This is a genomic window from Streptomyces sp. NBC_00038 (genome assembly GCF_026343635.1).
GTDB lineage: Bacteria > Actinomycetota > Actinomycetes > Streptomycetales > Streptomycetaceae > Streptomyces.
Genome location: NZ_JAPELQ010000001.1, coordinates 372,315 through 398,732 on the forward strand (window position 1 = coordinate 372,315; position 26,418 = coordinate 398,732).

Consider the following 26,418-nt stretch of genomic DNA (forward strand, 5'->3'; position numbering starts at 1 on the left):
TTCGGGACAGGGGGTATTGCCGCGCGGCACGGCAACTCCGTGCGATGCGTGGGTGGTTGGGGTCGGGTGAGGGTCAGTGGGCGGCGGGTGCCGTGCTGCCGCGGACCTTGAGTTCGACGGGAAGCGTGTGCCGGGAGGGGGGCGGGACCTCGCCCCGGGTGACGTACTGGAGGAGTTGAGCGGTGGCGGTGCGGCCCACGTCGTAGGCCGGCTGATGGACGGTGGTCAGGGGCGGATGCGCCAGCGAGGCGGCCCGGATGTCGTCGAAGCCGACCACCGAGACGTCCTCCGGCACCGAAAGACCCGCCTCCCGGAGCGCGGTCAGGGCGCCGAACGCCATGAGGTCGTTGGCCGCGAAGACGGCCGTGCAGTTTTCGGGGAGACCGCCCTCCTTGAGGAGTTCGGCGACGAGGCCGTATCCGGAGGTCTCCTTGAAGTCACCGACGCGTTCGACGACTTCGCCCCGGAAGGCCCGTACGAAACCGTTCGCGCGGGCGTTGCTGCTCTTCAGGGCGCGCGGGCCGGTCAGCATCAGGACCCTGCGGTGGCCGAGTGCCCGGAGGTGCTCGCCGACCAGCCGCCCGCCCGCTTCGTGGTCGGCGGTGGCGATGAGGGCGCCTTCGAGGCCCTCGACTTCCTCGTCGGCGAGCGCGATGGGGAACTTGCCCATGAGGGCTTCCAGTCTCCGCCGGGACGGCGGAGATCCCGAGGCGTACACCATGCCGTCGATGAACCGGCTGCGGATCATGCCGAGATAGCGGTCCTCGCGGTCGGCGTCGAACTCGGTGTTGCACAGGATCAGGCCGTAGCCGAGGTCGTGGGCGGCGTCCTCGGCGCCCTTGGCGAGTTCGGCGAAGAAGGTGTTGCTGATGTCCGGGATCAGCAGGCCGATCACCGAGGTGGAACCGGCCTGGAGACTGCGGGCCAGGGATGCCGGGACGTAACCGAGCCGGTTGACGACGCTGCGCACCCGCGCGGCGGTGTGTTCGTTGACCGGCCGGTTGCCGCTGAGGACGTGGGAGACGGTGGTGGCGCTGACGCCTGCCGCGGCGGCCACGTCCTTGATGGAAGCGGGGCGCCGGACCGCCGCCCGCGCGTACGGCTCAGGGGTCATAGTGCTGCACCGCCCTGCCATGGGAGGTGTCGAGGATGCGGGCCACCCGGGTGTCGGCCTCGGCAAGGAGCGCCGGCACGTCCACGGTGAGCAGCCGGCCGTCACGCATCAGGACCCGGCCGTCGACGACGACGGTCCGTACGTCACTGGCGCGGGCGCTGTAGACCAGCGCGGCGCGCGGATCGTGCAGTGGACGACAGTGCAGCCCCGACAGGTCGGTCAGGACGATGTCGGCCCGCATGCCCGGCTCCAGCGCCCCGATCTTTTTCTGCAGGCCGAGGGCTCGGGCTCCGCCGCGCATGGCCAGGCGCAGGGTGTCGGAGACGGTCATCCAGGTGGCGTCCCGTTCCGCCTGCTTCTGGGTGAGGGCGACCAGCCGCAGGGCCTCCCACACGTCGAGCGTGTTGTGACCGGCGGCGCCGTCCGTGCCGACGGCGACCGCGACTCCGGCGGCGAGCAGTCCCCTGACCGGAGTGAGCGGAGACAGGGCGTGCTTGAGGTACACCTTGGGGCAGCAGGCCACGGCGGTCGTGTCGGCGTACTCGGCCAGCAACGGCAGGTCGTCCTCGACGATCCCGCAGCCGTGCGCGATCAGTGCCCCGGCCGCCAGTACCCCGGTCTCGTGCAGCACCCGGATCGGGGTGATGCCGCGCCGCTCCAGGCTGGACCGCGTCTGCTCCAGGTGCTCGGCGGCGTGGATGTGCATGCGCAGGCCGAGCCGCCGGGCGTGTCCGGCGAGGGTCCGCAGGTCGCCGTCTTCGACCGTGTAAGGGGCGTGCGGCCCGAGCGAGACGGTGACCCGGCCGTCGGCACCGCCGTGCCACGCCTCCGCGAACTTCACCGTGTCCTCCAGGGCTGCCTCGCCCCGGCTGCTGAAGTACGTGGGCGCGATGTCGGCCCGCAGGCCGGTCTCGGCGACCGCCTCCGCGATCTGCTCGGGGAAGAAGTAGTGGTCGGCGAAGGTGGTGACACCGGAGCGGATCATCTCCGCGCAGGCCAACTTCGCCCCGATCCGTACGTCGGCCGGGGTGAGGTTGGACTCCATCGGCCAGACACGGTCGTTGAACCAGCCCTCCACCGTCACGTCCTCGGCCGCGCCGCGCATCAGGACCATGGGGCTGTGCGTGTGCGCGTTGACCAGACCGGGAACGGCCAGCAGGCCGCGCCCGTCGATCACGTCAGCCGCGGAGCCCGAACCGGAGGAATCCCCGGTCGGTCGTACGTCCTCGATGACGCCGTCCGCCACCACGATGTCCTGTGCCCGCAGAATCTCGCACTCGCCCTGCGCCGGGACCCGCAGCACATCGCAGCCGCTCACCAGGAGGCGGCCGGCCGGCGAAGGCGTTCTGTCGTTCATGGCGCACAAGCTAGATATCCAAAACGTTTTGCACAACCACGTCGGCTTACTGGATGGGGTGCGGGCAGGTCAGTGGCCCGGCCGTCGCGTCAGGTGGGGGACGAGCTGGGCGGCGGAGAAGAAGCGGACCCGCAGGTGGCGGGGCTCCCAGAGCCGGGCTCGGCCGGTTGCTACAGCTCCGGCGGCAGACCGACCGCACACCGGTCCCAGGTCGTGGCCGTGACCCCGCGCTCCCGCAGCAGCGCCTTGCGGATCTTGCCCGTCTCGGTGAGCGGCAGTTCGGGGACGGTGTCGATGTAGCGGGGCAGTGCGAACGCGGGCAGGTCGCGCTCGCAGTGACGTACCAGGTCCACGGGGTCCAGCGCGTGGCCCGGACACGGCACCACCGTGACCATGACCTCGTCCTCGGCCAGTTCCGACGCCACCGGGAAGGCGGCCACGTCCGCGACGGACGGATGCGTGCGGACCGCCGACTCCACCTCGTACGAGGAGATGTTCTCGCCGCGTCGCCGGATGACGTCCTTGAGGCGGTCGACGAAGCGGAACCAGCCGTCGGGATCACGGATCACCCGGTCGCCGGTACGTCGCCAGGAGTCGGCCGGCGGCTTCTCTGACTCACCCGAGTAGTCCGAGCGATCCTCCCCCAAGTACCCGGTGGAGAAGGCGAATTCCCGGTGGCTGCGGACGAGCAACTCGCCGGGCGTACCGTCCGGGACGGGGTCGAGCCCTTCGTCGACGACCCGGGCGGAGAACCCGTCACGCAGGGTGCCGATGCGTCCGGGCCGCTGCTCCCCGGGCGTCGAGCCGATGACGAGGTTGGTCTCCGTGGAGCCGAAGCCGTCGACGAGGGTGACGCCGAACCGCTCGCGGAAGGGGTGCCAGGCTGGGCCCGGGGTGGCCGGGGAGAGGCCGCGCCAGGCCCGGTGCGCCCGGTCGTGGGGGTGGGGAGGCCGGGCGAGGAGCATCGGCACCATCGCGCCCAGCAGAAACACGGCGGTGGCGTCGGCCTCAGCCACCCGGTCCCAGTACCGGGTGGCGGAGAAGCGCTCGTCGATGACGCAGGCCGCGCCGACGGTCATGGCGTGGGCGAGGGTGTTGAGGGCGTTGGTGTGGAACAGCGGGAGGCAGGTGTGGAGCACGTCGTCGGCGTTCAGCCGCAGGGCGTCCGAGACATTGCGGCCCCACCACACGGACTGGGCGTGCGGGCAGCGCACGCCTTTGGACGGCCCCGTGGTGCCCGAGGTGAAGAGCACGAACGCGGTGTCGTACGGGCGTAGCGGCGCCGGAGCGATCGCCGGGGCCCGGCCGGGCGTGGGGACGTCGTCGCCGGTCCACAGCGTCCCTTGGTAGCCGGCCTCTGTCACGCGGGCGGCCAACTCGTCGTCGGCCAGCGCGAATTGGGGGTCCGAGGCGCACAGGACATGCCGGAGTCCCGCCCCGCGCAGGCCGGTGTTCAGCGGTATCAGTACCGCGCCGAGCCAGGAGCAGCCCAGGATCAGGTCGACGAACTCGATCCGGTTGCGGGCCATGACGGCGACGCGGTCGCCCGGCCTGCAGCCACGCGCGGCCAGTTCGCCCGCCGTCTCTGCGGCTGCGGTTCGGGCCTGACGGTAGGTGCGTGTCACCTTCCCGACGCTCAGGAAGACCCGGTCGCCGAACCGCTCGGCCGCCGAGTCGAGGAGCGCGGGGATGGTGTCGGTCATCGCAACACACCGCTGTCGCGCAGGCGTTGGATCTCCTCAGGACCGAGTCCCGCCACCTCACCCAGTACGGCGTCGGTGTCCGCGCCGAGCACGGGTGCGGCCCGATGGATGCCACCGGGGGTGCGGGTGAGGCGGATCGGCAGGCCCTCGTGGAGGTAGGCCCCGGCGACCGGATGCTCCCCGCGCACATAGAAGCCGCGCGCTCTCAACTGCGGGTCGTGCTCGACGAGTTCACGCCCGTCCTGCACGGCTCCGGCGGGGACACCGCACTCCTGGAGCAGCTCCGCGGCGGCGTCGGCGGGCATCGTACGGGTCCATTCGCCCAACGCGTGGTCGACCAGCGCGGACGAGCCCCTGCGCGCCTCGGCCGTACGGGTGCGCTCGTCGGTGGCCAGCTCGGGGCGGCCGATCACCTCGCACAGGGCTGCCCATTCGGTGTCGTCGCGGACGCTGAGGGCCAGCCAGCGGTCGGCGCCGAGGCAGCGGTAGACCCCCTGCGGGCTCCAGCTCGGGTGGGTGTTGCCGGCCGGCCGCGCGCGCTGTCCGTGGAGCAGGCTCGTTCCCATGTGCGCGGCGATCGCCTCCAGTTGGGACAGGTCGATGTGCTGGCCGCGGCCGGTCGTATGGCGGTGTTCCAGTGCGGCGACCGTGGCGAGGGCCGCTTGAAGTCCCGCGACGATGTCGCCATGGCCGTAGATGACCCCGACCACGTCGTCGGGTCCCCAGCCGGTGAGGCCGGTCAGGCCCCCGCTCGCCGAGACGGTGTCGGCGTACGACACCCAGCCGTTGCGCGGTCCGGTGTGGCCCATGCCCGACATGCTCACGTAGACGATGCCGGGGTTGATCGCGCGCAACTCCTCGTAGCCGAGGCCGAGTTTGGTCATGACGGTGGAGCTGAAGTTCTCCACGACGACATCGCACTGGGCGACGAGTTCGCGGAGCACGGCGATGCCGTCCTCGGTGCGGGTGTCGAGGGCGATGCTGCGTTTGTTGCGGTTGACCTCGTTGAAGTAGCCGTTGGTGTCGGGGTCCGTGTGCGGGCCCCGGGACAGGTGCATGAAGGGCGCGAACCGGGTGGGGTCGGGGCGGCCCGCGGACTCCACCTTGATCACTTCGGCGCCGTGGTCGGCCAGGATCTTGGTGCAGTACGGGCCTGCGAGCACCCAGGTCAGGTCGAGGACGCGGATGCCGTCGAGGGCGGGGCGCCGGGAGTCCCCTGTGACCGGCGGCACCTCGCGCGGTGTGTCGAGCAGCGACTGGTCCGCGCCGAGGTCCGGTACGGCGAGTTCGGTGACGCGGTGGCCCTCCGGGAACGCGAACGGAAACCCGAGGTCGGTCCGCTCCCCGACCTTCGTGAAGAAGCCGCGGGCCGCGAGCTGCGGGTTGTCCGGCAGTTCATGGGGCAGGTCCACGGCTGCCCAGGGCAGCTTCCGCTCTTGGGCGCGCCGCGCGAACTCGGCCTTCGGCCAGGTCCCCACGAAGTCCTGGACCACCTTGAACACATGGTCCTGGTGCTTCTTGCGCTCGACCGGGTCCTGCCAGCGCGGCTCCGCGAGGTCGGCCTCCGCGCCCTCCTCGCGCAGCCAGGCGAGCAGCGCGTCCCACATGCGGGGGCTGCCGCCGAGCCCGCCGCCCAGGTAGCCGTCGGCGGCGCGGAACAGGCCATGCGGGACCAGCGGGTGTACCCGGCCCGGGCGGGGTGCCACCCGGTCCTCGTGCAGGTAGGCGAGGGTGCCGGCCTCCAGGGCGGCGGCGACGCAGGCCTGTGCGGACACGTCGATGAGCTGCCCGGGCCCGCGGCGGCGGGCGCGTACGCCGAGCAGGGCCGCGATCGCCGCGTTGACGCCCGCGAGTTGCTCGGCCTGGTTCTCGGGGAGCCGCAGGGGCGGGCCGTCGGGGTCGCCGACCTGGGCGAGCATGCCGCCGAGCGCGGCGACGACGAGGTCGGTGCCCTGCCAGCCGGTGCGCGGTCCGACCAGGCCGAAGGGGGTCACGCGCACATGGACGAGGTGTTCGAGACCCTCGGTGAACGCCTCGGCTCCGCCCGGGCTCCCGTCAAGCAGCACGTCGGCGCCGGCCAGCAGTCCGCGCAGGTCGCCCGGCGAGGCAAGGGTGACCGACCACTTGCCCGCGTGCCAGTGGGCGAACGCGTCCCCGTCGAGTTCACGGCGGGTCTCGTCGCCCTCCGGCGGCTCGACGAGGACTACCTCATGACCGAGCCCGACCAGCAGGCGTCCCGCGAACCGGGCGAAGGGGCTGGACAGTTCGACGACTCGCAGCACGTTGTCCTCCCGGGACGTCAGTGACCCAGCTGGTTGAGGAAGCCGCTGACCACGCTGTAGTAGTCGTACGGCCGTTCCTCCTGCGGGTGGTGGGACACCTGGTCCATCACGTGCAGGTTTCCCCGGGGGATCATGCGGGCCAACATCAGCGGGTAGTCCGGGGTGAGGAACGCGTCGTACATGCCCCACAGGAAGAGGGTCGGCGCGGCGATCCGGCCGAGTTCCGAGGTGAGGTCCTGCCAGTCGCCGCGCGGGTTGTCGGAGGCGCCGGCCAGTGCGGTCTCCTCGGGGTCGAGGCTCTGCTCGTAGCGCAGGGTGACGGTCTGGTCGGGGATGGCCTGCGGGTCGAACCACTCCAGGCGGGCGATGAGTTCGCGCATCTTCTGCCAGGACGGGCCGGTGCCCCCGTAGTAGATGTCCCGGGCGTTGCGGCCCCGGCGGCCACCCTCGGGGAGGGGGGCGAGCGGGCCGTGGAAGACGGGCATGCTGCCGGTGATCACCAACGACCGTACGCGCTCGGGGTACTTGGCGGCCAGGTTGAGCGCGATGGTGCCGCCCCAGGAGTTGCAGACGAAGTCGGCGCTCTCGATGCCGAGTTCGTCGAGCAGGGCCACGGTCTTGGCCGCGTGGTAGTCCCACATGGGGCCCTCGATGACGGGCTTCGCGGACTTCCCGTACTGAAGGATGTCGACGAGGAGGCAGCGGCGGTCGGCGGCGAACAGCCGGGCCACCTGCCCGAAGTCCGACCAGCCCGTGCAGCCGGGGCCGCCGCCGTGCAGGAAGACGGTCGGCCTGCCCTCCCCCAGCTCGACGTGGTGGTACTTGACGCCGTCCGCTTCCGTGTAGGTGCCCTCCGGGGGCGCCTGGATGTCCATGAGGTCCATGCCCCGATGGTGTGACGGCGGTGATGATCCGCCCAAGCGGATCGGTCCGCTGAGCGAGCCGAGTGCATGGCCGTCGTGCGCCGCGGACGTCTACCGTCCGCCGGACACCACCGAGTGCGGGGAGGCTGCGGATGTCCGCGTGGGAGTCGGCCGAGGCACGGGCCCGGGCGCTGATCGGCACCTGGGAACGACGGCCGCTGGGGGTCGTACGGGCCGAGCACGCGGCCGAGTTCGCGCGGGCGGCCGGGGAGAGCGACGCACGGCTGGTCGATCCCGGCCGGGCCGACTTCATGGTCCATCCGATGTACGCGGTGAGTCTGCTGCGAGCGGCCCCCGGAGCGGATCGGGCGGAGTTCCGGCCGGACGGCATGTACCGGGACGAGGTCCCCGGCACCGACGGCCTCGACGTCCGTCTCATGGCAGGCGGCCAGCACGTGCGCTGGCGGGGCGAGGTGCGCGTCGGCGACCGGATCGAGATGCGGCGCGCCGTGACGGCCGTCGAGCGCAAGAGCACGGGGTTCCTGCTGCTGACGGTCGAGAAGACGTACGGCACGCGGGAGGAGACGTTGATCGAGGTCACAGAGAGGTTCATCGTGCGATGACCGATCAGGTCCGGTCCGTACGGCCGGTGGAGCTGACGCCGGACGCGATCACCCTGCTGCGGTTCGGCACGGTCACCCGCAACGCCCATCGCATCCACTACGACACCGACTTCGCCCTCTCAGAGGGGCTGGCCGGGCCGGTCGTCATGGCCCAGCTCCACGGCTGTCTCTTCCACCGCGCCGCGGCGGACTTCGCGGGTCCAGGCGGCCGGGTGCGGGAGGTGAGCTGGCAGAACCGGGCGCCCGCGTACGCCGGTGACCGCCTGGTGGTGACGGGCGAGGTGCGGTCGGTGGATCCTGCCGGCAGGGAGGTCACCCTGGAGCTGGTCGAGCGCTGCGGGCCGGAGGGTGCGGTGTGCTGCCGGGGCCATGCGGTGGTGATCCTGCCGCAGGACGGCGATGTCGTACCTCTTGACACGATGCCCGGATGACGACCTCGCACGCCGAACTGCGCGGCCTCCTGGAGGACATCGAGCCCTGGGACGACCTGGAGCGGACCCATCTGGAGAGGGCCGCCGAGTGGATCGCCAGTGGTGCGCCGCTGTACCGGGCACGCAAGCCGGATGTCCCGCCGACGCACCTGGTCGCCTACTTCGTGGTCCTCGACGAGCGGCTCGGGCGGATGCTGCTTGTCGCCCACCGCAAGGCGGGCCTGTGGCTGCCTCCCGGAGGACATGTGGAACCCGGCGAGCACCCGTGGGCCACGGTCGTCCGGGAGTGCGCCGAGGAACTCCGCATCCCCGCGGTCGCGGCCACCGTCACCGGCGAGCGCCCTCTCTTCCTCACCTGGACACGGACCAGAGGGCCGGGCGAGCACACCGACGTTTCGCTCTGGTACGTCCTCCGTGCCGAGGCCGACAGCGTCACCTGGTACGACGAGGAGGAGTTCACCGCGATCCGCTGGCCGACCCCCGACGAGGTCCTCACCGAGCCTCTCGCGACCCTGGACCCCCACCTGCACCGCTTCACCCGCAAGCTGCGCGGATGAGGGCGGGGAGCACGGAGACGCGGCTCGTTGTGCTGACGGCAACTCCGCCTCGGGCAAGTCGACCGTCGCTGCCGGCATTCGGGAGCGGTTCGGGCGGGGACTGGCGCTGGTCGGGCAGGACAATCTGCGCCGGGTGGTACTGCGGGAGCGCGACCGCCCCGACGCGGCGAACATCGGTCTCATCGACACCGTCGCCCGATACGCCCTCGATGCCGGCTACCACGTCGTGCTGGAGGGGATCCTGTACGTCGCGCACTACGGCCGGATGCTCCAACGGCTGGCCGACGATCATCGGGGCAGCACGCACTGCTACTACCTGGACGTCCCGTTCGACGAGACGCTGCGGCGGCATGCCACCAAGCCCCAGGCCGCCGAGTACGGCGAGGCGGAGCTGCGCGAGTGGTACCGGCCGCGTGATCTGCTGCCCGGCGGCGTCGAGACGGTCCTGGGTGCCGACAGCACGCTCGCGGACACCGTCGAACGCGTCATGCGCGAGTCCGGCCTGGCGGGGCTGCCCGCCCTGGAGGGCTGACAGCGCCTCGCCTCGGGGTCAGACCAGCTCCAGCACCACCCTGCCGACCGCCTCCCCGGATCGCAGTCGGTCCACCGCCTCCTCCAGGCCGTCGAGGCCGTATCGCTCGATCGGCAGGGTCAGTTCCCCCGTGCGCAGTGCGCCGAGCAGGCGTTCCGCGTCCGCCGCGACCTCCCTGCCCCGGGTCATCAGGTTGACGGGAAGCAGCGAGACGTCGGCGAGGAGGAAGTCCGCGAGGTCCACGTCGAACTCGCGGCCCGCGGTGTAGCCGACGAGGGCGGCACGGCCGCGGGGGCGTACCAGTGGAAGGGCGGCCCGCAGGACCGGGCCGCCGACCGTGTCGATGAGGACGTCGACGGGGCCGCCCACCGATTCGGCCGACAGGTCCGCCGCCAGCAGGGCCTTGGCGGCGGCCGGGACGTGGTCGAGCTTGCCGGGGCGGCCGACCACGCCGATCACCTCGGCCCCGGCCCGCGCGGCGACCTGCACGGTCAGGGAGCCGACGGCACCCGCCGCCCCGGTCACCAGGACCCGCTCCCCCGGCTGGACGCCTGCGACCGCGTGGACCGCCGCCCAGGCCGTGCCCGCCGGTGAGAAGTAGCTGCATGCCAGCGCCGGGTCGGTGCCCTCCGCAACCGCCGATACCGCCGCGTCCGGCACCAGCGCGTGCTGCGCCCAGCAGCCGTCCCGCCGCATGCCGAGGCCCTTGCCGCCGAGCCTGACCAGGCTGCCCTCGGGGTGGGTGTCCGAGGCGAGGACGATCCCGCAGCCGGTGGTGCCGGGCACCGCCGGCAGGTCGGGCAGGATCCCGAACCTGCCGTCCACGACGTTGAGATCGAGGTGCGCGACCTGGGCCGCCCGCATCTGTACGAGGGTGTGGCCGGGCTTCGGCTCCGGCACCGGCCGCTCCACCGGACGTGGCAGCGAGCCGAACTGGTCGAGCAGCAGGGCGCGGGAGGTCCCGGAACTCACAGTTTCACTCCGTATCGACGCAGTACCCGGGACGCCACGATCCGCAGCACCCGGTCGAACACGAACCCCAGGATTCCCAGGGTGATGATGCCGACGAAGACCCAGTCGATCCGCCCGTAGTTGCGGGAGGTCCAGATCAGCGAGCCGAGCCCGACCTGGGCGGCGACGATTTCGGCGGAGACGATGGTCAGGAAGCTGTTGCCCATGGCCAGGCGCGCTCCGGTGACGATGTGCGGAACGGTCGACGGCAGCACGATCCCCTGGAGGATCTGCCTACGGCTCGCGCCCAGACTGGCCGCGGCCCGCAGCTTGGACTCGTTGACCGCCATCACCCCGGCGCTGGTGTTGAGGGTGACGATGAAAACGGCCGTGTAGAAGATCAGGACGACCTTCGAGGACTCCCCGATGCCGAGCCACACCACGGCGAGGGTCACGAAGGCGACGGGCGGGATGAAGCGGAAGAACTCTATGTACGGGTCGAGGAGTTGGCGTACGACCTTGATCTGGCCCACCAGCAGGCCGACCGGAACCCCGACGGCCACGCCGAGTCCCCAGCCGATCAGGATGCGGCGGCTGGAGGCGATGATCGAGTTGGTGAGGGTGCCGTCGCTCGCCAACTCCCGGGCGGCGGAGAGGGTTTCGCTCGGGGAGGCGACCAGCGAGGGGCCGTACTTCATCGCAAGGAGTTGCCAGATGCCGACGCCGGCGAGGACGGACAGCGTGTAGATGCCGACCGTGCGCAGTGTCCGTACACCCGCCCAGGCCTGGCGGCGGCCGGTTCCCGTGGTGGCGGTGGCACCCGCCGTGACGACGGTCATCGTGCGTCCCCCTCCGGGTCGAGACCCTGGTCGCGCAGGGCTTTGCGTACCTCTTCGCCGATGTCCTGCCGCAGGGCGCGGCGCAGCTCCACGGCGGCCGGGTCGGACTCCTCCCTGGGCCTCGGAAGGTCCACCGGATAGACGGACTTGATGGAGGCGGCGGGACCCGCGGTCATCACCGCAATGCGGTCGGCCAGCAGGATCGCCTCGTCGATGTCGTGGGTGACGAAGACGACGGTGCAGCCCGAGGCGCGCCAGATGCGGTCGGTCTCCTCCTGCATGACCTGCCGGGTCTGTGCGTCGAGTGCGCCGAACGGCTCGTCCATCAGCACGACGTCGGGCTCGTTGGCCAACACCCGGGCGATCTGCACGCGTTGGCGCATACCGCCGCTCAACTGGCCCGGAAACCGGTCCGCGCAGTGCCGCAGTCCGACCAGGCCGAGGTATTCGTCGGCCAGTTGTGCCTGCACCGCGCGTGACCGTCCGCGCATCCTCGGCCCGAACATGACGTTCTGACGGACTGTCATCCAGTCGAAGAGGGCTTCGCTGCTCTGGAAGACCATGCCGAGGTCGGGATCGGGGCCGGTGACGGGCGCGCCGCCGACGGTGAGGCCGCCCGTGTCCACGGCGGTGAATCCGGCCATGGCGGACAGCAGGGTGGACTTGCCGCAGCCGCTGGGGCCGAGCAGACAGAGGAACTCACCGGCGGCGATGTCGAGACTGATGTCCCGGACCGCTTCGAAGGAGCCGAAGCGGATGCCGACGCCGTCGGCGCACAGGGCCGCGCCGCGTCGGTCGCCGAGACCGGCTTCGGGGCGGTCGGTCTCGATGGCCTTGGTCATCATGATCCCTTCACGTGCTCGTTGAGCCAGCCGCGCTGGACGACCGCCGTGACATCGGGTTTCGCCTTGACCTTGCCGCTGTCGAGGACGAACTGGGCCGTGTTCTCGTAGCCCTTGAGATCCGCGGCGGTGAAGTCGCGGACACCGAAGTCGATCTCCTTGATCGCGGTCACGGTCTGGGCCGCCGGCACCTTCACGGCCTTCTCGGTCGCCTCGGCCGCCGCCTGCGGATCGGACTCGGTCAGCCGGGCCGCCTCCTCCAGGGTCTCGGCGACCTTGACCGCGGTGTCGGTGTTGGACTTCAGCCAGTCGGAATTCGTGAGCAGCCATTGGGCGTACGTCAGCCCGAAGGCGCCGGTGTTCTCCAGGACCTTCCCGCCCTGCTCGACGCCCTTGGTGGGCCACGGCTCCCACAGCACGTACGCGTCGACATCGCCCTTCTTCATCAGGGCGGGGATCTCCGGCGGGTCGGCGGTGACGAACTCCACCGACTTCGGGTCGATGTCCTTCGACTCCAGGAACCGGGTCGCCGCCATCTCGGACAGGCCCGGCGCGACGGCCATCTTGCGGATCTTGGAGGGGGAGGTCACCTTCGGCCCGAGCACGACCTTCAGATACTTCCCGGACTGCTCGTACACCAGCAGGGACCGCAGGTCGGGGGACTGCTGGAGCATGCTGATGGTGGTGGTGTCCGAGTTCCCGGACATCTGCACCTGTCCGGCGATCAGGTTGTTGACGCCCTCGCTGCCCTGCCCGAACTGCACGAGCTGCACGTCGACTCCGTGCTTGGCCCACAGCCCTTCGGCGTCGGCGAGGAAGAAGGGCGCGTACGAGGCGTCGATTCCGACGCCGATGCGGATCGTGGGGCCCGCGGCGTCGTTGCCGGCGGCGGTCGAGTCGGTGGTGCCCGCGCCGCACGCGGTGAGCGTGAGCAGCGCGGCGGTGAGAGCGGCGGGGCCGGCAAGGAAACGTCGTGTGCTGAACCGTGTCTGCATGGGGCACCTCGGGGGTTGCGACAGGTCGTCTGGGTGGGGCCCTGGAATTGGCGCACCGTAGAACGCCGTGTGCCGCAGCCGCACTGACGAGGGTCCGCTGAGCGGGACACGCAGGTCAGGGCCCCGGGCATGCCGCCAGGACCGGTGCGGTCTGCTCAGCGAGACGGGTCCCTTGGACGGATCCGTCGTCCGCCGCATGCTCGCCATCACAGTTCACCCGGCAGCAGGAGGACACGCACGATGACGGTCGAGGAGTCGCCCGACGCACAGCCCCCTGTCCGGAGCCGCCGCAGACCAGTGGAGCCCGGACGGCAGGACTGGAAGTCGTGGCCCCACTACGACGCCGCGGGCACGGGTTTCCGCGGCTATTGGTACCCGGTCACCTGGTCCAGCCAGATCACCGGCAAGCCGCTCCCGTTCACGATCTGCGGGGAGAAGATCACCCTGATCCGGGACGGTGGCACGGCGTACGCGCTGCACAACCGCTGCCCGCATCGCGGGGTTCCGCTGTCCGAGGGCGACCAGCAGTTCCCCGGCACGGTGAGCTGCCCGTACCACGGCTGGACCTTCGATCTGCCCACGGGGAAGCTGGCCGCGGTCATCACCGACGGGCCCGGCTGCCGCCTGACCGGCAAGGTCTCCGTCCGCACGTACGCGGTCGAGGAGCGGCTCGGCATGGTGTGGGTGTACATCCCTCTCGCCGACGAGGACCCGCACGCGATCGACTCGCAGCTGCCGGAGGAGCTCGTCTCCAACGCCTTCGTGATGGGCGGCCGCATCGACCCGCGCAGCGGCAACTGGCGCTTCGCCTGCGAGAACGGCTTCGACGAGGGGCACGCCAAGTACCTGCACCGCACGGCACTTTGGCGGCTGTTCAAGCCGATGCCGACCTGGAACATCACCCGGATCGTGCCCAAGGGCCGCTGGATCTTCCGCGTTCAGGACGAGGTCTACTGGGAGGCGGAGTTCCCGGGGGTCGGCCGCTGGTCGAACAAACGCTGGTGGAAGTTCCAGCCGCCGAAGGAAACCTTCAACATCGGCAACACCGGCAAGGCCGACAAGATCAACCCGACGATCGAGGCCCAGGAGTTCCCCGGCTTCGCGTCCCTGTCGATGCCCGGTGTGCTGCGCATCGCCTACCCGAACTTCATCCACTACGAGTTCTACGTCCCCGTCGACGAGGACAACCACCGCTACGTCGGCGTGATGGTCAACTTCACCGAGGGCTGGGACACCCTGCGCTTCTACGGCAAGTACCTGGGCGCGATCCGCTGGCTGTTCCACGGCCAGTTCTCCGGCCAGGACGCCTGGATGGTCGACATCACGGACGCGCCCCCCGAGAAGCTCTACCGCCCCGACATCTCGCTGACCGCCTGGCGGAACCTCAGCGAGGAGGAGTACGGCAAGAAGCTGGCCGCGACGGGCACCGACGGTAAGGAGGCCTGACCATGGGCCGCACACTGCTCACTCTGCTGATCGGGGCCGGTATCGCGATCGGGCTCCCGTTCGCGAAGAAGCGCTTCGAGCGCACCACCATGACCCAGGTCCACAGGATCAACCAGTGAGCGCGGCAGGCGAGTTGGCCGGGCTGGACGACAAGCGGGCCGCCTACACCGCCGACGCCTGGCGGCACATCACCGCCGACCGGCTGCGCGACCTGATCACCGGGCTCGTCGACATCCCGTCCCCGACCGGCGACGAGGCCCCGCTCGCCGCGCACATCGCCGACACGCTGCGCACCACGGGCTGCCGGTCCGCGGTCCAGCCGCTCGACGAACGTCAGGCCAACGCCTGGGCCCGGCTCGACGGCGACGGCACCGGCCCGGACCTGATGCTGTACGCGCCCATCGACACCCTGACCGTGGGCGAGGAGAGCGAGGATCTCCCCTGGATCGGCCCGGAGTTGCGGGACGACATGCGCCCGCGGGCCACCGTCCACGACGACCTGGTGGTCGGGCTCGGGGCGTCCAATCCGAAGGGCCACGCGGCCTGCGTGATGATGGCCGCCGAGGCGATCGCCCTGGCCGGCATCCCGCTCACCGGGGACCTGGTGGTGGCGTTCGGCGCGGGCGGCATGCCCACCAACTCCCGGCCGGGCAGCACCAGGCTCAACACCGGCCAGGGCGTGGGCTGTTCGTTCCTCCTGGAGCAGGGCCTGTGGACCGACTACGCGGTCATCGCCAAGCCCGGCTGGACGGTTTCCTGGGACGAGGTGGGCCTCGTCTGGTTCGAGGTGACGGTCCGCGGCACGCACACCTACGTCGGCTCCCGCCACCGGCTGCCATACGACAACGCCATCGCCCGTGCCGGAGAGGTCGCGCGGTATCTGGAGGAGTGGTTCGTCCAGTACGCCGAGCGGCACACCGCGGGCACGGTCGCGCCGCAGGGCATCGTGTCGTCGGTGCGCGGCGGCTGGCCCCGGATGGCGGCGGTCACCCCGGCCGCCTGCACCCTCATGGTGGACCTGCGCATCGGCCCGGACGCCACGCCGATGCGCGCCAAGCGGGAGTTCGCCGCCGCGCTGGACGCGATCCGCGACAAGCTGCCGGGGCTCGACGTCAGCGCCGAGATGGTCCTGGCCATCCCGGGGACCCGCACGGCCCCGGACAACTGGATCACCCGCAGCGCCACGGCCGCCTGGGAGGCGTTCGAGGGCCGCGCTCACGAGGCCGTCCGCGGCAACAGCGGTGCCACCGACGCCAACATCCTGCGCGGGCGCGGCATCCCCACGGTCCGCGTCGGGATGCCGAAGGTGAGCGAGGCCGAGACGCCGTTCGACATCGACTTCGCCCGCGGCATGAACACCGTCTCCGTACGGGCGATGGAGAGGCTCACGCGCCATCTGGTCCGTACGGCCGTCGACACCGTCACCCGCTCCCGCGCCGAACTGGACCTGGAGTTCGAAGGAGAACCGGCATGACCGAGATCGTCCTGGGCGTGGGCGCGTCGCACAGCACGCTGATGAACACCCACTGGGAGGAGACCTTCCACAAGGACCGTGCCGAGCGGTTCCGGGACGCGCTCGCCGAGGCACGCGACGCGCTCGCCGCGGCCCGCCCCGACACGGTGATCCTCGTCGGCTCCAACCACTTCCGCGGCTTCTGGCTCGACCTGATCCCCAGCTTCACCATCGGCGTCGGCGAGTGCGTGGCCAGCGGCGAGTCCGGCACCCCGAAGGGTCCGCAGCCGGTCGACATCCCGCTCGCCCGGCACATCGCCACCTCCCTTGTGGAGGAAGGCAATTTCGACCCGGCCTTCTCCGCCCGGCTGCAGATCGACCACGGCCAGTCGCACGCCATCCAGTACCTCCTGGAAGGCCTGGACGTGGAACTCGTACCGATCGTCGTGAACGTCTTCGCCCCTCCCCTGCCCACCCTCGAACGCTGCGAGCAGCTGGGCCGGGCGATCCGGGAGGCGGTACTCGCCTTCCCGGAGGACCGCCGCGTCGCGGTGATCGGCTCCGGCGGGCTCTCGCACCGGCTGCCCTGGCCGGACTGGCGCGAACCGCACGGCGACGACGAGGAGTTCATGGTCGGCGCCTGGCTGAACGGCCGGGAGAACTGGCAGGACTACGACATCAGGCGCCGCGAGATCATCCGGGCCGCGGAGGCCTCGCTCAACCCGGAGTTCGACGAGGAGTTCCTGTCTCTCGTCTCGCGCGGCGAGATGCGGAGTATCACCGCTTACTCAACCGAGGAGTTGGAGAAGGTCGCGGGCAACGGGGCGCAGGAGCTGCGCACCTGGCTGCTGATGTCGGCCGTGCTCGACCACGTGCCCGGCCAGCGGCTGGCGTACGAACCGATGCCCGAGTGGCTCACCGGGATGGCCGTCGCCGTCCTCGACCCCGCACACCCCCAGGAAAGGCAGTCATGAGCATCTGGACCGAACTGTCGGGCATCGACTACCGCCACGCGTACGTCGAGACCGGCGATGTCACCACCCGCGCCCTGCAGGCCGGCCCCGAGGACGGCGAACACGTCGTCTTCCTGCACGGCACGACCGGCCATCTGGAGGCGTTCGTCCGCAACATCCCGGCGCACGCCTCGGCGGGATACCGCTGCCACGCGATCGACATGCTCGGGCACGGCTACACCGGCAAGCCGGACCGCCCAGGTGAAATCCCGGCATACGTCGACCACTTGATGGCCTACCTGGACGCGGTGGGCGCCGAACGCGCCCACCTGGTCGGCGAGTCGCTGGGCGGCTGGGTGGGGTCCTGGGCGGCGAGCGAGTACCCGGACCGGGTCACCTCCCTCCAACTGCTGTGCATGGGCGGCACGAAGATCAACCCGGCGGTGATGGAGCGGCTGAAGACGTCCACCCGGGCAGCAGCCCTCAACGAGGAGATCTCCTACACCCGGGACCGGCTGCGGCTGCTGTGGGCCGAGTGGGACGAGGAGTTGGGCGACGAGCTGACGCAGGTGCGCTACGAGATCTACCACCACCCCGACTTCCAGAAGAACCTGCACAACCTGCTGGCCTTGCAGGAGTTGGAGGCGCGCGAGCGCAATCTGCTGCGGCCCGACCGGATGGCCAGGATCAAGGCGCCGACGCTGGTGGTGTGGGGCAACAAGAACCCGCTCGGTGACGTCCCGGAGGCCGAGGCGATCGCCGCCGCCATCTCCGGGGCACGGCTTGAGGTCTTCAACGAGTGCGGGCACTGGCCCCAGCACGAGAAGGCCGATCTCTACAACCCGCTCAGCCTGGCCTTTCTCGCCGAGTCTTCGTCCGCCGAGTGACCGTGAGGTGTCCGCCATGACCGTCGTCCCCATCGACCGCGCCCCCATCCCCTCCCCCATGTCCGCCGCACCCAACGGCTCCTGTCCCGACCCGATGAACTCCGTCCTCGGCAAGGTGCGGCCCATCCTGGAGGCGTTCACCGTCGACGACGACTCGCTCTCCCTGGCCGATCTGGTACGCCGTACGGGCGTGGCGAAGGCCACCGTGCACCGGCTCTGCCAGGAACTGGTGGTCTGGGGCCTGTTGGAGAGAGCGGACTGCAACTACCGGCTCGGGCTGCGCCTGTTCGAGATCGGCCAGCGGGTGCACCGGCAGCGGATCCTGCGGGAAGTGGCCCAGCCGTACATGGAGGATCTCCTCCTGGCGACCCACGAGACCATCCACTTCGCGATCCACGACGGCCTCGACGTCGTGTACCTGGAGAAGATCCTGGCGCACCGCGGGCTGAGCGAGGAGTCGCGGGTGGCGGGGCGGCTCCCGCTGTACTGCACGGCCACCGGGAAGGCGATCCTGGCGTTCTCCCCCTCCCCTCTGTTCGGCGAGGTCGTCAGGAACGGGCTGAAACCGTTCACCCGGCACACCATCACCTCGCCGGGGCGGCTGCGCGGCCAGGTGGAGCGGATCCGGGAGCAGGGCATCGCGACCGAGGCGGAGGAGGTACGGCTCGGCTACATGAGCATGGCCGTCCCCGTCTTCGGCCGGCAGGACGCGCTGGCGGGTGCCCTGTCCATCACCGCGCCCACCTACCGCATGGACGCCGTCGCGCACACCGGCGCTCTGCGCACCGCGGGCCTGGGCATCAGCCGGTCGCTGCGGTCGGCCCTGTGAGCGCACTGCACGAGGTGCTGGCCCGGGCCCGCGCGCTCGTCGACCGCTGGGAGGACGAGGACTGCGGCACGCTCACCGTCAAGGACTTCTGCCGGTACGCCGCCGCCCTCAACGACACCGACTACATCCACGAGGCCCGTGAACAGGAGGCCAGGGGGGCGCCGGTCGAGGCCCCCGCCCTCTTCCTCGCGTCGACCATGAGCTGGGAGGACGGACCGGCCGAGCAGGAACTGCGCCCGGACGGCCTGGCCGCCCGGGAGTCTCCCTGCACCCAGGGCCTCCCGGTCCGCCAGGTGCACGGCGGCCAGTCGGTACGTCTGACCCGGGCCCCGCTCGCGGGCACCCGGGTCACCGCCTCGCGCACGGTCACCTCCGTCGCGTACAAGAAGGGCCGGTCCGGCGACTTCGTGCTGCTCGGCGTCACCACCCGCTACACGGCGCCGGACGGCGGCGAACTGACGGCCGTCGACGAGACGATCGTCGTCCAGGACGCCCTCACCCCTGGGACGGGCGCATGAACCCGCACGTCCCCGGCGAGGTCTGCCCGCCGCGGCACTACACGCACAGCCGCGTGCAGTTGTTCCGGTTCAGCGCGGTGTCCTGGAACGCCCATCGCATCCACTACGACGCCGAGTTCGCGGCCTCGGAGGGCTTCCCCGATGTCGTCGTACAGTCCACGCTGCACGGCGAGACGCTCGCCCGGTACGCGTTGGCCTGGGCCGGGGCCGAATCCCGTCTGGAGTCGGTGAGTTGGCGCAACCGTACGACCGCCGTGGCCGGCGAAGCCCTCACCTGGACCGGGACGGTCACGGCCGTCGACGGCGCGCGCATGTCGCTCGACGTGGCCGTGCTCAAGGCCGACGGCACGCCGTGCGTTTCGGGGACCGTCACTCTGGCTCTGAAGCCTGTCTAGCTGTTCTGCCCACAGAGGTTGATGACGGGGCGCGGCCGGTCGGTGGGCCCGGGGAGCGGCGAACGCGCCAACGACGACGGTGCTCACGCGGCCTGGCCGGTCTCGCGCCAGGGTGACACGACGCACTGCTGGGCGACCTGGGCGAGATGTGGGCTCGGCGCGGGTCACGATCCAATCGCTGCGGTGTTTCGGGTCGCTCCTCAGCGGATCCGCCAAGGTCGGAGCTTCTCAGGGTTTCGCACCGCCCATACATGCCTGATCCGGTCGCCCGCGATCTCGAACGCGAACACGGTCACGATGGTGCCGTTCTGCTGCGCCACCAGGCCGGGCAGGCCGTTGACCGTGCACTCAAGGATCGTGGTGCGGCCGCCCCACAGACGCGCGATCTTGGCGTAGCCGCGTGCGATCTGCTGACCGCCCACGATCGGAAGCAGGTGGGTGACGGCCAGCCCGCCGCCGTCGGCGGTCGCGGTGGCGTCGGGATCGAGCAGACTGATCAGGGCGTCGATGTCCTTGGCCTCCCATGCCGTTTTGAACTGCCTGACGATGCCGGCCTGCTCGGTACTCGGGCCCGCCGGGCTCTGCGCAGTGCGGATGCGACGGCGGGCGGACGAGGCCAGTTGGCGGCAAGCCGCCGGGGTGCGGCCGACGATCTCGGCGACCTCGCCGAAGGGGTAGCGGAAGACGTCGTGCAGGACGAACGCGACGCGCTCGGCCGGGGTCATCGAATCGAGGACGACCAGGAAGGCCATCGTCACTGACTCGTCGAGGGTGACCCGGTCGGCCGGGTCGATCCCGCCGACGCCGGAGCGCCCGGTGATCCACTCCGTGGGTTGGGGCAGCGGTTCCGGGATCCAGTCGCCCACGTACGTCTCGCGCCTGGCCCGTGCCGAGCTGAGCAGGTTCAGGCAGATGCGGCTGGCGACCGTCATCAGCCAGGCGCCGGGCGACTCGATGGCCTCCTGCTCCCGTGCGGACATGGCGTACCAGCGGGCGTAGGTCTCCTGCACGACGTCCTCGGCGTCGGCAAGTGACCCGAGGAGCCGATAGGCGAGGTTGATCACCTGGCGCCGCTCGCTCATGATCGCGCTGAGGCCCGGATCGCTCTGATCGTCGCCGGGCTCGGCTCTGGTGGTCATGGTCTGGCCGTCTCCCTCGCTCGCTTCTGTGCCACTACCCGTTACGACAAGACAGCGCACCGGAATGTGAGGCCGACGCGCCGCCTCACATTCCGAAGTGCTGCGCTGTCGGAGCGGTGAGGACGACAACAAGACGGAGAGGGGACTTAGATGAACGACTTCCAGGCCATCGCGGACCGCGTCGAGATCGAGGCGCTGCGGGGCGAGTTCACCGACGCGGCGATGATGCGCGACCGACCTCGCCTGGCGTCGCTGTTCACACCGGACGGTGCCCTGCGCATGCCCAACATCCCCGTCGAGCAGATCGGCCGAGAGGAGATCCGTGCCGGGGGCGAGCGGCTGCAGAGCCAGTGGGACTTCTTCGTGCAGACCACACACCCCGGCACGATCCTGCTCGACGGCGACACCGCGACCGGCCGCGCCTACATCCAAGAACTCGCGCGGGCCCTCGACGGACGCCAGGGTCTGAACTACGCCGTCTACCACGACCGCTACCAGCGCACCGCGGAGGGCTGGAAGTTCGCCGAGCGGGTGTACGAGGTCAGGTACCTCGACACCTCTCCCCTGGCGGGCACGGCGCCCCACGCGGCGCAGAGTTCCGGGACCAACACGGCCAACGCCACGGCCACCCCGGCTCCGGCCGCATCCTTCACCGACCCGGCAACGGCCGAACGACTGGAGCGAGCAGCCGCCGCGCTGCGTGCGGGCGGCTTCGCCGCCGAGATCCTCGACGACGCCGCAGAAGCGCGCGCCCGCATCAAGGACCTGCTCCCCGAGGGCGTCAGCGTACTCACCGGAGCCAGCGAGACCCTCCGGCTGTCCGGCATCGACGAGGACATCAACGCAGGCGGCCGGTACGACGCCATCAGGCCGCGCCTCCTGGCCATCGACCGTGCCACCGGCGCCGACGAGATCCGAAGGCTGGCCGCCGGCCCCGAATTCGTCGTCAACAGCGTTGCCGCGGTCACCGAGACCGGCTCGCTCGTTCTTGCCTCGGGCAGTGGCAGCCAACTCCCTGCCAACGCGGGCGGCGCCGCCCACGCGGTCTGGATCGTCGGCGCGCAGAAGGTGGTGCCCGACCTGAGCACAGCGCTGCGCCGCGTCGAGGAGCACGCCCTCCCACTGGAGAACGCCCGCGCCCAGGCGGTGTACGGGATGCCCAGCGCCGTCAACCGCCTGCTCATCCTCAACGCGGAACCCCGCCCAGGGCGCGGCACCGTGCTGCTTCTCCGCGAGGCCATCGGATACTGACCCGGCCCAGGGTCCGTTCGGCTCACGGGCTCAGAGCCAGACGCTGGCGGCGGCGAGACGTACGGCTCCCGCGCGAGCGTCCCGGGCCTCCCATCAATCGGCTTCCGCCGGCATGACGACGGTCCGCCCAGCACCGCCACCAGCAACAGCGGCTCCCAAGCGGCCCGCTGGCCATCCGAAAGATCCCCTGGGGCATGTCCCGCCTGGCGGACCGATTCCGTTGGGCGGCGCCGGGCCCGTCCCTACGCTCCTGGACCATGAGCGTTCCTACTGATGAGCCGGTCGCCATGGACGACCCGACCGCCACGGACGAGTCGCAGGTGGTCGAGACGGACGTCCTGATCATCGGCGCCGGCCCGGCGGGCCTCTACGGCGCCTACTACGCCGGCTTCCGCGGACTGCGCGTCACGGTCATGGACGTACTGCCCCAGCTCGGCGGCCAGATCAGCGCGATGTACCCGGAGAAGCCCATCTTCGACATCGCCGGATTCCCGTCGGTGCGGGGCCGCGACCTGGTGGAGAGCCTTGTCGCCCAGGCCGAACCGTACGGCCCCCGCTACCTCCTCGGACACCAGGCGGTCGGCCTGTCCCACGGCCCCGACGGCCGCCCGGTCGTCCGCAGTGACCGGGGAACGACCGTACGGGCCGGGGCAGTTGTCATCACCGGCGGCGTCGGCACCTTCACCCCCCGGCCGCTCCCGGCGGGCGAGGACTACCTCGGCCGGGGGCAGGTCTACTTCGTGCCGGCCCCCTCCGAGCACACCGACCACGACGTCGTGGTCGTCGGCGGCGGCGACAGCGCCTTCGACTGGGCGGCCACGCTCGCGCCGATCGCCCGGTCCGTCACGCTCGTCCACCGCACCGGACGCTTCCGGGCCCACCGCGCGAGCGTCGACAAGGTGCGCACCCTCGGCATCGAGATCGTCACCGACTCCGAGATCAGCGCACTGCACGGCACCACGCGGGTCGAGCAGGTCGAGGTCCGGCACCGCACCACCAAGGCCACCCGGCTGCTCCCGGCCCACACCGTCGTCGCCGCGCTCGGCTTCCTCGCCGACCTCGGCCCGTTCAAGGACTGGGGCCTGGAGCTGCGGGCGCGGAACATCTCCGTCGACACCCGGATGGCCACCAATCTGCCCCGCGTGTTCGCGGCCGGCGACATCACCGACTACCCGGGCAAGGTGCGCCTGATCGCCGTGGGCTTCGGCGAGGTGGCCACCGCGGTCAACAACGCGGCCACCGTCATCGATCCGGAGGCGGCCCTGTTCCCCGGGCACTCCACAGAGAAGGAGAACTGACATGGCGTACGTCATCGGCGCGGCCTGTGTCGACATCATGGACCGGTCCTGTGTCGAGGAGTGCCCGGTCGACTGCATCTACGAGGGCGACCGCAAGCTGTACATCAACCCGGCGGAATGCATCGACTGCGGCGCCTGCGAGACGGCCTGCCCGGAGCAGGCGATCACCGTCGACCGCCTCGCCGACCAGGAGTTCCGCACCGACAACCGCCGCTTCTTCGAGGAACCCCTGCCGGGGCGTGCGGGGCCGCTGGGTACGCCGGGCGGGGCGACCGGCCTCGGTCCCGTGGGCGTCGACACGCTCTTCGTCGGCTCCACGCAGGGCGGCGGCCGATGAGCGCCCCGGAGGTCACCAAGGCCGCCGACGGCCTGCTGGACGCGACCCGAACGAGGGTTCCCTGCCCGCCCGTTCGCACCTTCCTCTCCGGCATCGACACCGCGTACGCCGTGCAGCGGGCGAACGTCGAGCGCAGCCTGACGGCCGGGCGGCGCATCGTCGGCCGCAAGATCGGCCTGACCTCACCCGCCGTACAGACCCAACTCGGCGTGGACCAGCCGGACTTCGGGACACTGTTCGCCGACATGGCGGTGGCGGAGAACGGTTCGGTCCCGGCAGGGCGGCTGATCCAGCCGAAGGTGGAGGCAGAGGTGGCCCTCGTCCTCAAAGCCGAACTCCCGCACCGGGACTGCACCGTGGTCGACATCCTGCGCGCGACGGACTTCGCGCTGCCCGCGCTGGAGATCGTGGACAGCCGGATCGCGGACTGGGACATCACCATCGTGGACACGGTCGCGGACAACGCCTCCAGCGGCCTGTTCGTCCTCGGCGGTACTCCCGTACCGCTCACGGGACTTGATCTGCGAGGCGTACGGATGACGATGACCCGCGGCGACGAGGTGGTCTCCGAAGGCACCGGCGCCGACTGCCTGGGCAGCCCGCTCAACGCGGCGGCCTGGCTCGCCTCCACCCTGGCCCGCATGGGCGATCCGCTGCGGGCCGGGGACGTCGTGCTCACCGGAGCCCTTGGCCCGATGGCGGTCGCCGCCCCGGGCGACCGGTTCGAGGCGCGCATCAGTCAACTCGGCCAGGTGGCCGTGGAGTTCGCGACGGAAGGAGACAGGTGATGAGCACCCGTACGAAGGTGGCCGTCATCGGCTCCGGCAACATCGGCACCGATCTCATGATCAAGGTGCTGCGGTTGTCCGAGGAGCTGGAGATGGCCGCGATGGCCGGCATCGACCCGGACTCGGACGGCCTGGCCCGCGCCCGCCGGCTGAAGGTCGCCACCACACACGAGGGCATCGACGGGCTGATCACCCTCGACGAGTTCGCCGAGGTCCGGATCGTCTTCGACGCCACCTCGGCGGGCGCCCACAGCCGCCACGACCATGTCCTGCGCGGGCTGGGCCGCACGGTCGTCGACCTCACCCCGGCCGCCCTCGGCCCGTACGTGGTGCCGCCGGTCAACGCCGACGCCCATCTCGACAGCGCGAACGTCAACATGGTCACCTGCGGCGGACAGGCCACGATCCCGATCGTCGCCGCTGTCTCGGCCGTGACCCCCGTGCACTACGGGGAGATCGTCGCGTCCATCGCCTCCCGCTCCGCCGGTCCCGGCACCCGGGCCAACATCGACGAGTTCACCGAGACCACCGCCTCCGCGATCGAGAAGGTCGGGGGCGCGGCGCGCGGCAAGGCGATCATCGTGCTCAACCCGGCGGAACCGCCGCTGATCATGCGAGACACCGTGCACTGCCTGGTCTCCGCATGCGACGAGCAGGCGGTGATCGCGTCGGTCGAGGAGATGGTCGGGCGCGTACAGGCCTATGTGCCGGGCTACCGCCTCAAGCAGAAGGTGCAGTTCGAGCAGCTCGGCGCCGACGACCCGCTGCGCACCCTCGTCCCGGCCGACGCCACCCCGCTGAAGGTGTCGGTGTTCCTGGAGGTCGAGGGCGCCGCCCACTACCTGCCCGCCTACGCCGGCAACCTCGACATCATGACCTCGGCCGCGCTGCGCACCGCGGAACGCCTGGCCGCCCACCGGAGTGCGGAGGCTGCCAAGTGACCACGCTGTACATCCAGGACGTCACCCTGCGCGACGGCATGCACGCCATCCGCCACCGCTACACCGTCGACCAGGCCCGCACCATCGCGACCGCCCTCGACGCGGCCGGAGTCGCGGCCATCGAGGTTTCCCACGGCGACGGACTCTCGGGCTCCAGCATCACCTACGGAGTGGGTGCGCACACCGACTGGGAGTGGATCGAGGCCGTCGTCGGCGCCGTACACCGGGCGATTCCCACCACCCTGCTGCTGCCCGGCATCGGCACCCTCCACGACCTCAAGCAGGCCCACTCGCTCGGTATCCGCTCGGTACGCATCGCCACCCACTGCACCGAGGCCGACATCGCCGCCCAGCACATCTCCGCCGCCCGCGAACTGGGCATGGACGTCGCCGGGTTCCTGATGATGTCCCACATGGCGGAGCCCGCCGAGCTCGCCCGCCAGGCCAAGCTGATGGAGTCGTACGGCGCGCAATGCGTGTACGTCACCGACTCCGGCGGCCGCCTGACGATGGACGGCGTCCGGGACCGCTTCCGCGCCTACCGCGACGTCCTGTCCCCCGACACCGAACTCGGCATCCACGCCCACCACAACCTCGGCCTCGGCGTCGCGAACAGCGTGGTGGCCGTCGAGAACGGCGTCACCCGCGTCGACGCCTCGCTCGCCGGACAGGGCGCGGGAGCGGGCAACTGTCCCCTGGAGGCCTTCGTCGCGGTCGCCGACCTGATGGGCTGGGAGCACGGCTGCGAGCTGTTCCCCCTGATGGACGCCGCCGACGATCTCGTACGCCCGCTCCAGGACCGCCCCGTCCGCGTCGACCGCGAGACTCTCACCCTCGGCTACGCGGGCGTCTACTCCAGCTTCCTCCGGCACGCGGAGACCGCCGCGGCCCGCTACGGTCTCGACACCCGCGCCGTCCTAGTCGAGGTCGGCCGACGCGGGCTGGTCGGCGGCCAGGAGGACATGATCACGGACATCGCCCTCGATCTGAGCAGCACAGCGGGTACATCCCGTACATCCCGAGGTAATTGAAGTACGTCTATATTTTTCCTCCTGTACTGCTCGGTGCCGGTGGCCGCCTCGGCCCGAGGCGGC

Annotated in this window: 26 protein-coding genes and 1 pseudogene; 17 read left to right on the plus strand and 10 right to left on the minus strand. The window is 70.9% G+C overall.

The annotated features are described in order from the left end of the window. Positions 1-73: 73 nt before the first annotated feature. From OG219_RS01785 to OG219_RS01805, 5 genes are all read right to left on the minus strand, one after another. A complete protein-coding gene (locus tag OG219_RS01785) occupies positions 74-1,114 on the minus strand; it encodes a LacI family DNA-binding transcriptional regulator (RefSeq protein ID WP_266822110.1) in 1,041 nt (346 codons plus the stop codon). Then, complete coding sequence (locus tag OG219_RS01790; RefSeq protein WP_266822112.1) at positions 1,104-2,471, minus strand: amidohydrolase; 1,368 nt, start codon at positions 2,469-2,471, stop codon at positions 1,104-1,106. Before OG219_RS01790 ends, OG219_RS01785 begins: the two co-directional genes overlap by 11 nt. 170 nt (positions 2,472-2,641) lie before the next feature. After that, the gene (locus tag OG219_RS01795) at positions 2,642-4,174 is read right to left on the minus strand and encodes an AMP-binding protein (protein WP_266822114.1); all 1,533 of its coding nucleotides are present in this window, start codon (positions 4,172-4,174) and stop codon (positions 2,642-2,644) included. After that, positions 4,171-6,456 carry a CoA transferase gene (locus OG219_RS01800; protein ID WP_266822116.1) on the minus strand — a complete coding sequence of 762 codons (2,286 nt, stop codon included), beginning with the start codon at positions 6,454-6,456 and terminating at the stop codon, positions 4,171-4,173. The genes OG219_RS01795 and OG219_RS01800 overlap by 4 nt, the downstream gene beginning before the upstream one ends. Before the next feature lie 17 nt (positions 6,457-6,473). After that, positions 6,474-7,340 carry an alpha/beta fold hydrolase gene (locus OG219_RS01805; protein ID WP_266822118.1) on the minus strand — a complete coding sequence of 289 codons (867 nt, stop codon included), beginning with the start codon at positions 7,338-7,340 and terminating at the stop codon, positions 6,474-6,476. Between the two features lie 131 nt (positions 7,341-7,471). On the opposite strand from OG219_RS01805, the gene OG219_RS01810 reads away from it, so the two are divergent. From OG219_RS01810 to OG219_RS01825, 4 genes and pseudogenes are all read left to right on the plus strand, one after another. Beyond that, on the plus strand, positions 7,472-7,942 hold the full coding sequence (locus tag OG219_RS01810) for a MaoC family dehydratase N-terminal domain-containing protein (RefSeq protein WP_266822120.1): 471 nt from the start codon (positions 7,472-7,474) through the stop codon (positions 7,940-7,942). Continuing rightward, the gene (locus tag OG219_RS01815; protein ID WP_266822122.1) at positions 7,939-8,373 is read left to right on the plus strand and encodes an acyl dehydratase; all 435 of its coding nucleotides are present in this window, start codon (positions 7,939-7,941) and stop codon (positions 8,371-8,373) included. The genes OG219_RS01810 and OG219_RS01815 overlap by 4 nt, the downstream gene beginning before the upstream one ends. Next, positions 8,370-8,930 (plus strand): NUDIX domain-containing protein, encoded by a 561-nt coding sequence (locus OG219_RS01820; protein ID WP_266822124.1) that lies wholly within the window; start codon positions 8,370-8,372, stop codon positions 8,928-8,930. Before OG219_RS01815 ends, OG219_RS01820 begins: the two co-directional genes overlap by 4 nt. Further along, a pseudogene (locus OG219_RS01825) lies at positions 8,927-9,462 on the plus strand (AAA family ATPase). Before OG219_RS01820 ends, OG219_RS01825 begins: the two are co-directional and overlap by 4 nt. 18 nt (positions 9,463-9,480) lie before the next feature. Here the strand turns inward: OG219_RS01825 and OG219_RS01830 are convergent. The 4 genes from OG219_RS01830 to OG219_RS01845 are packed head-to-tail and all read right to left on the minus strand — an operon-like array spanning position 9,481 to position 13,089. Then, positions 9,481-10,434 carry a zinc-binding alcohol dehydrogenase family protein gene (locus OG219_RS01830; protein ID WP_266822125.1) on the minus strand — a complete coding sequence of 318 codons (954 nt, stop codon included), beginning with the start codon at positions 10,432-10,434 and terminating at the stop codon, positions 9,481-9,483. Next, a complete protein-coding gene (locus OG219_RS01835) occupies positions 10,431-11,252 on the minus strand; it encodes an ABC transporter permease (RefSeq protein ID WP_266822127.1) in 822 nt (273 codons plus the stop codon). The genes OG219_RS01830 and OG219_RS01835 overlap by 4 nt, the downstream gene beginning before the upstream one ends. After that, positions 11,249-12,097, minus strand: a complete 849-nt coding sequence (locus tag OG219_RS01840; protein ID WP_266822129.1) for an ABC transporter ATP-binding protein — start codon at positions 12,095-12,097, stop codon at positions 11,249-11,251. The genes OG219_RS01835 and OG219_RS01840 overlap by 4 nt, the downstream gene beginning before the upstream one ends. Beyond that, the gene (locus OG219_RS01845; protein WP_266822131.1) at positions 12,094-13,089 is read right to left on the minus strand and encodes an ABC transporter substrate-binding protein; all 996 of its coding nucleotides are present in this window, start codon (positions 13,087-13,089) and stop codon (positions 12,094-12,096) included. The genes OG219_RS01840 and OG219_RS01845 overlap by 4 nt, the downstream gene beginning before the upstream one ends. Positions 13,090-13,329: 240 nt before the next feature. Between OG219_RS01845 and OG219_RS01850 the strand changes: the two genes are divergently transcribed. The 7 genes from OG219_RS01850 to OG219_RS01880 all read left to right on the plus strand — a co-directional run bounded on the left by OG219_RS01850 (position 13,330) and on the right by OG219_RS01880 (position 19,570). Then, on the plus strand, positions 13,330-14,535 hold the full coding sequence (locus tag OG219_RS01850; protein ID WP_266822134.1) for a Rieske 2Fe-2S domain-containing protein: 1,206 nt from the start codon (positions 13,330-13,332) through the stop codon (positions 14,533-14,535). Between the two features lie 115 nt (positions 14,536-14,650). Then, positions 14,651-16,009: a M20 family metallopeptidase gene (locus OG219_RS01855; protein WP_266822136.1), complete on the plus strand. Its 1,359-nt coding sequence runs from the start codon at positions 14,651-14,653 to the stop codon at positions 16,007-16,009. Continuing rightward, a complete protein-coding gene (locus OG219_RS01860) occupies positions 16,006-16,962 on the plus strand; it encodes a catechol 1,2-dioxygenase (RefSeq protein WP_266822138.1) in 957 nt (318 codons plus the stop codon). Before OG219_RS01855 ends, OG219_RS01860 begins: the two co-directional genes overlap by 4 nt. After that, positions 16,959-17,828, plus strand: coding sequence for an alpha/beta fold hydrolase (locus OG219_RS01865; RefSeq protein WP_266822140.1), 870 nt, complete (start codon positions 16,959-16,961; stop codon positions 17,826-17,828). Before OG219_RS01860 ends, OG219_RS01865 begins: the two co-directional genes overlap by 4 nt. A 16-nt stretch (positions 17,829-17,844) precedes the next feature. Further along, positions 17,845-18,657 carry an IclR family transcriptional regulator gene (locus OG219_RS01870; protein WP_266822142.1) on the plus strand — a complete coding sequence of 271 codons (813 nt, stop codon included), beginning with the start codon at positions 17,845-17,847 and terminating at the stop codon, positions 18,655-18,657. Next, positions 18,654-19,175, plus strand: coding sequence for a MaoC family dehydratase N-terminal domain-containing protein (locus OG219_RS01875; RefSeq protein ID WP_266822144.1), 522 nt, complete (start codon positions 18,654-18,656; stop codon positions 19,173-19,175). The genes OG219_RS01870 and OG219_RS01875 overlap by 4 nt, the downstream gene beginning before the upstream one ends. Next, positions 19,172-19,570 (plus strand): MaoC/PaaZ C-terminal domain-containing protein, encoded by a 399-nt coding sequence (locus OG219_RS01880; protein WP_266822146.1) that lies wholly within the window; start codon positions 19,172-19,174, stop codon positions 19,568-19,570. The genes OG219_RS01875 and OG219_RS01880 overlap by 4 nt, the downstream gene beginning before the upstream one ends. Before the next feature lie 200 nt (positions 19,571-19,770). Here the strand turns inward: OG219_RS01880 and sigJ are convergent, their stop codons facing one another. After that, positions 19,771-20,709, minus strand: coding sequence for an RNA polymerase sigma factor SigJ (sigJ, locus tag OG219_RS01885; protein WP_266822148.1), 939 nt, complete (start codon positions 20,707-20,709; stop codon positions 19,771-19,773). Between the two features lie 150 nt (positions 20,710-20,859). On the opposite strand from sigJ, the gene OG219_RS01890 reads away from it, so the two are divergent. From OG219_RS01890 to dmpG, 6 genes are all read left to right on the plus strand, one after another. After that, complete coding sequence (locus OG219_RS01890; protein ID WP_266822150.1) at positions 20,860-21,960, plus strand: LUD domain-containing protein; 1,101 nt, start codon at positions 20,860-20,862, stop codon at positions 21,958-21,960. A 257-nt stretch (positions 21,961-22,217) separates the two neighbouring features. Next, positions 22,218-23,258, plus strand: a complete 1,041-nt coding sequence (locus tag OG219_RS01895; protein WP_266822152.1) for an NAD(P)/FAD-dependent oxidoreductase — start codon at positions 22,218-22,220, stop codon at positions 23,256-23,258. A gap of 1 nt (position 23,259) precedes the next feature. Next, the gene (gene fdxA / locus OG219_RS01900; protein ID WP_266822154.1) at positions 23,260-23,595 is read left to right on the plus strand and encodes a ferredoxin; all 336 of its coding nucleotides are present in this window, start codon (positions 23,260-23,262) and stop codon (positions 23,593-23,595) included. Beyond that, complete coding sequence (gene mhpD, locus OG219_RS01905; RefSeq protein ID WP_266822156.1) at positions 23,592-24,383, plus strand: 2-keto-4-pentenoate hydratase; 792 nt, start codon at positions 23,592-23,594, stop codon at positions 24,381-24,383. Before fdxA ends, mhpD begins: the two co-directional genes overlap by 4 nt. After that, complete coding sequence (locus OG219_RS01910) at positions 24,383-25,324, plus strand: acetaldehyde dehydrogenase (acetylating) (RefSeq protein WP_266822158.1); 942 nt, start codon at positions 24,383-24,385, stop codon at positions 25,322-25,324. Before mhpD ends, OG219_RS01910 begins: the two co-directional genes overlap by 1 nt. Beyond that, positions 25,321-26,355: a 4-hydroxy-2-oxovalerate aldolase gene (gene dmpG, locus OG219_RS01915; protein WP_266822160.1), complete on the plus strand. Its 1,035-nt coding sequence runs from the start codon at positions 25,321-25,323 to the stop codon at positions 26,353-26,355. The genes OG219_RS01910 and dmpG overlap by 4 nt, the downstream gene beginning before the upstream one ends. Positions 26,356-26,418 lie beyond the last annotated feature (63 nt).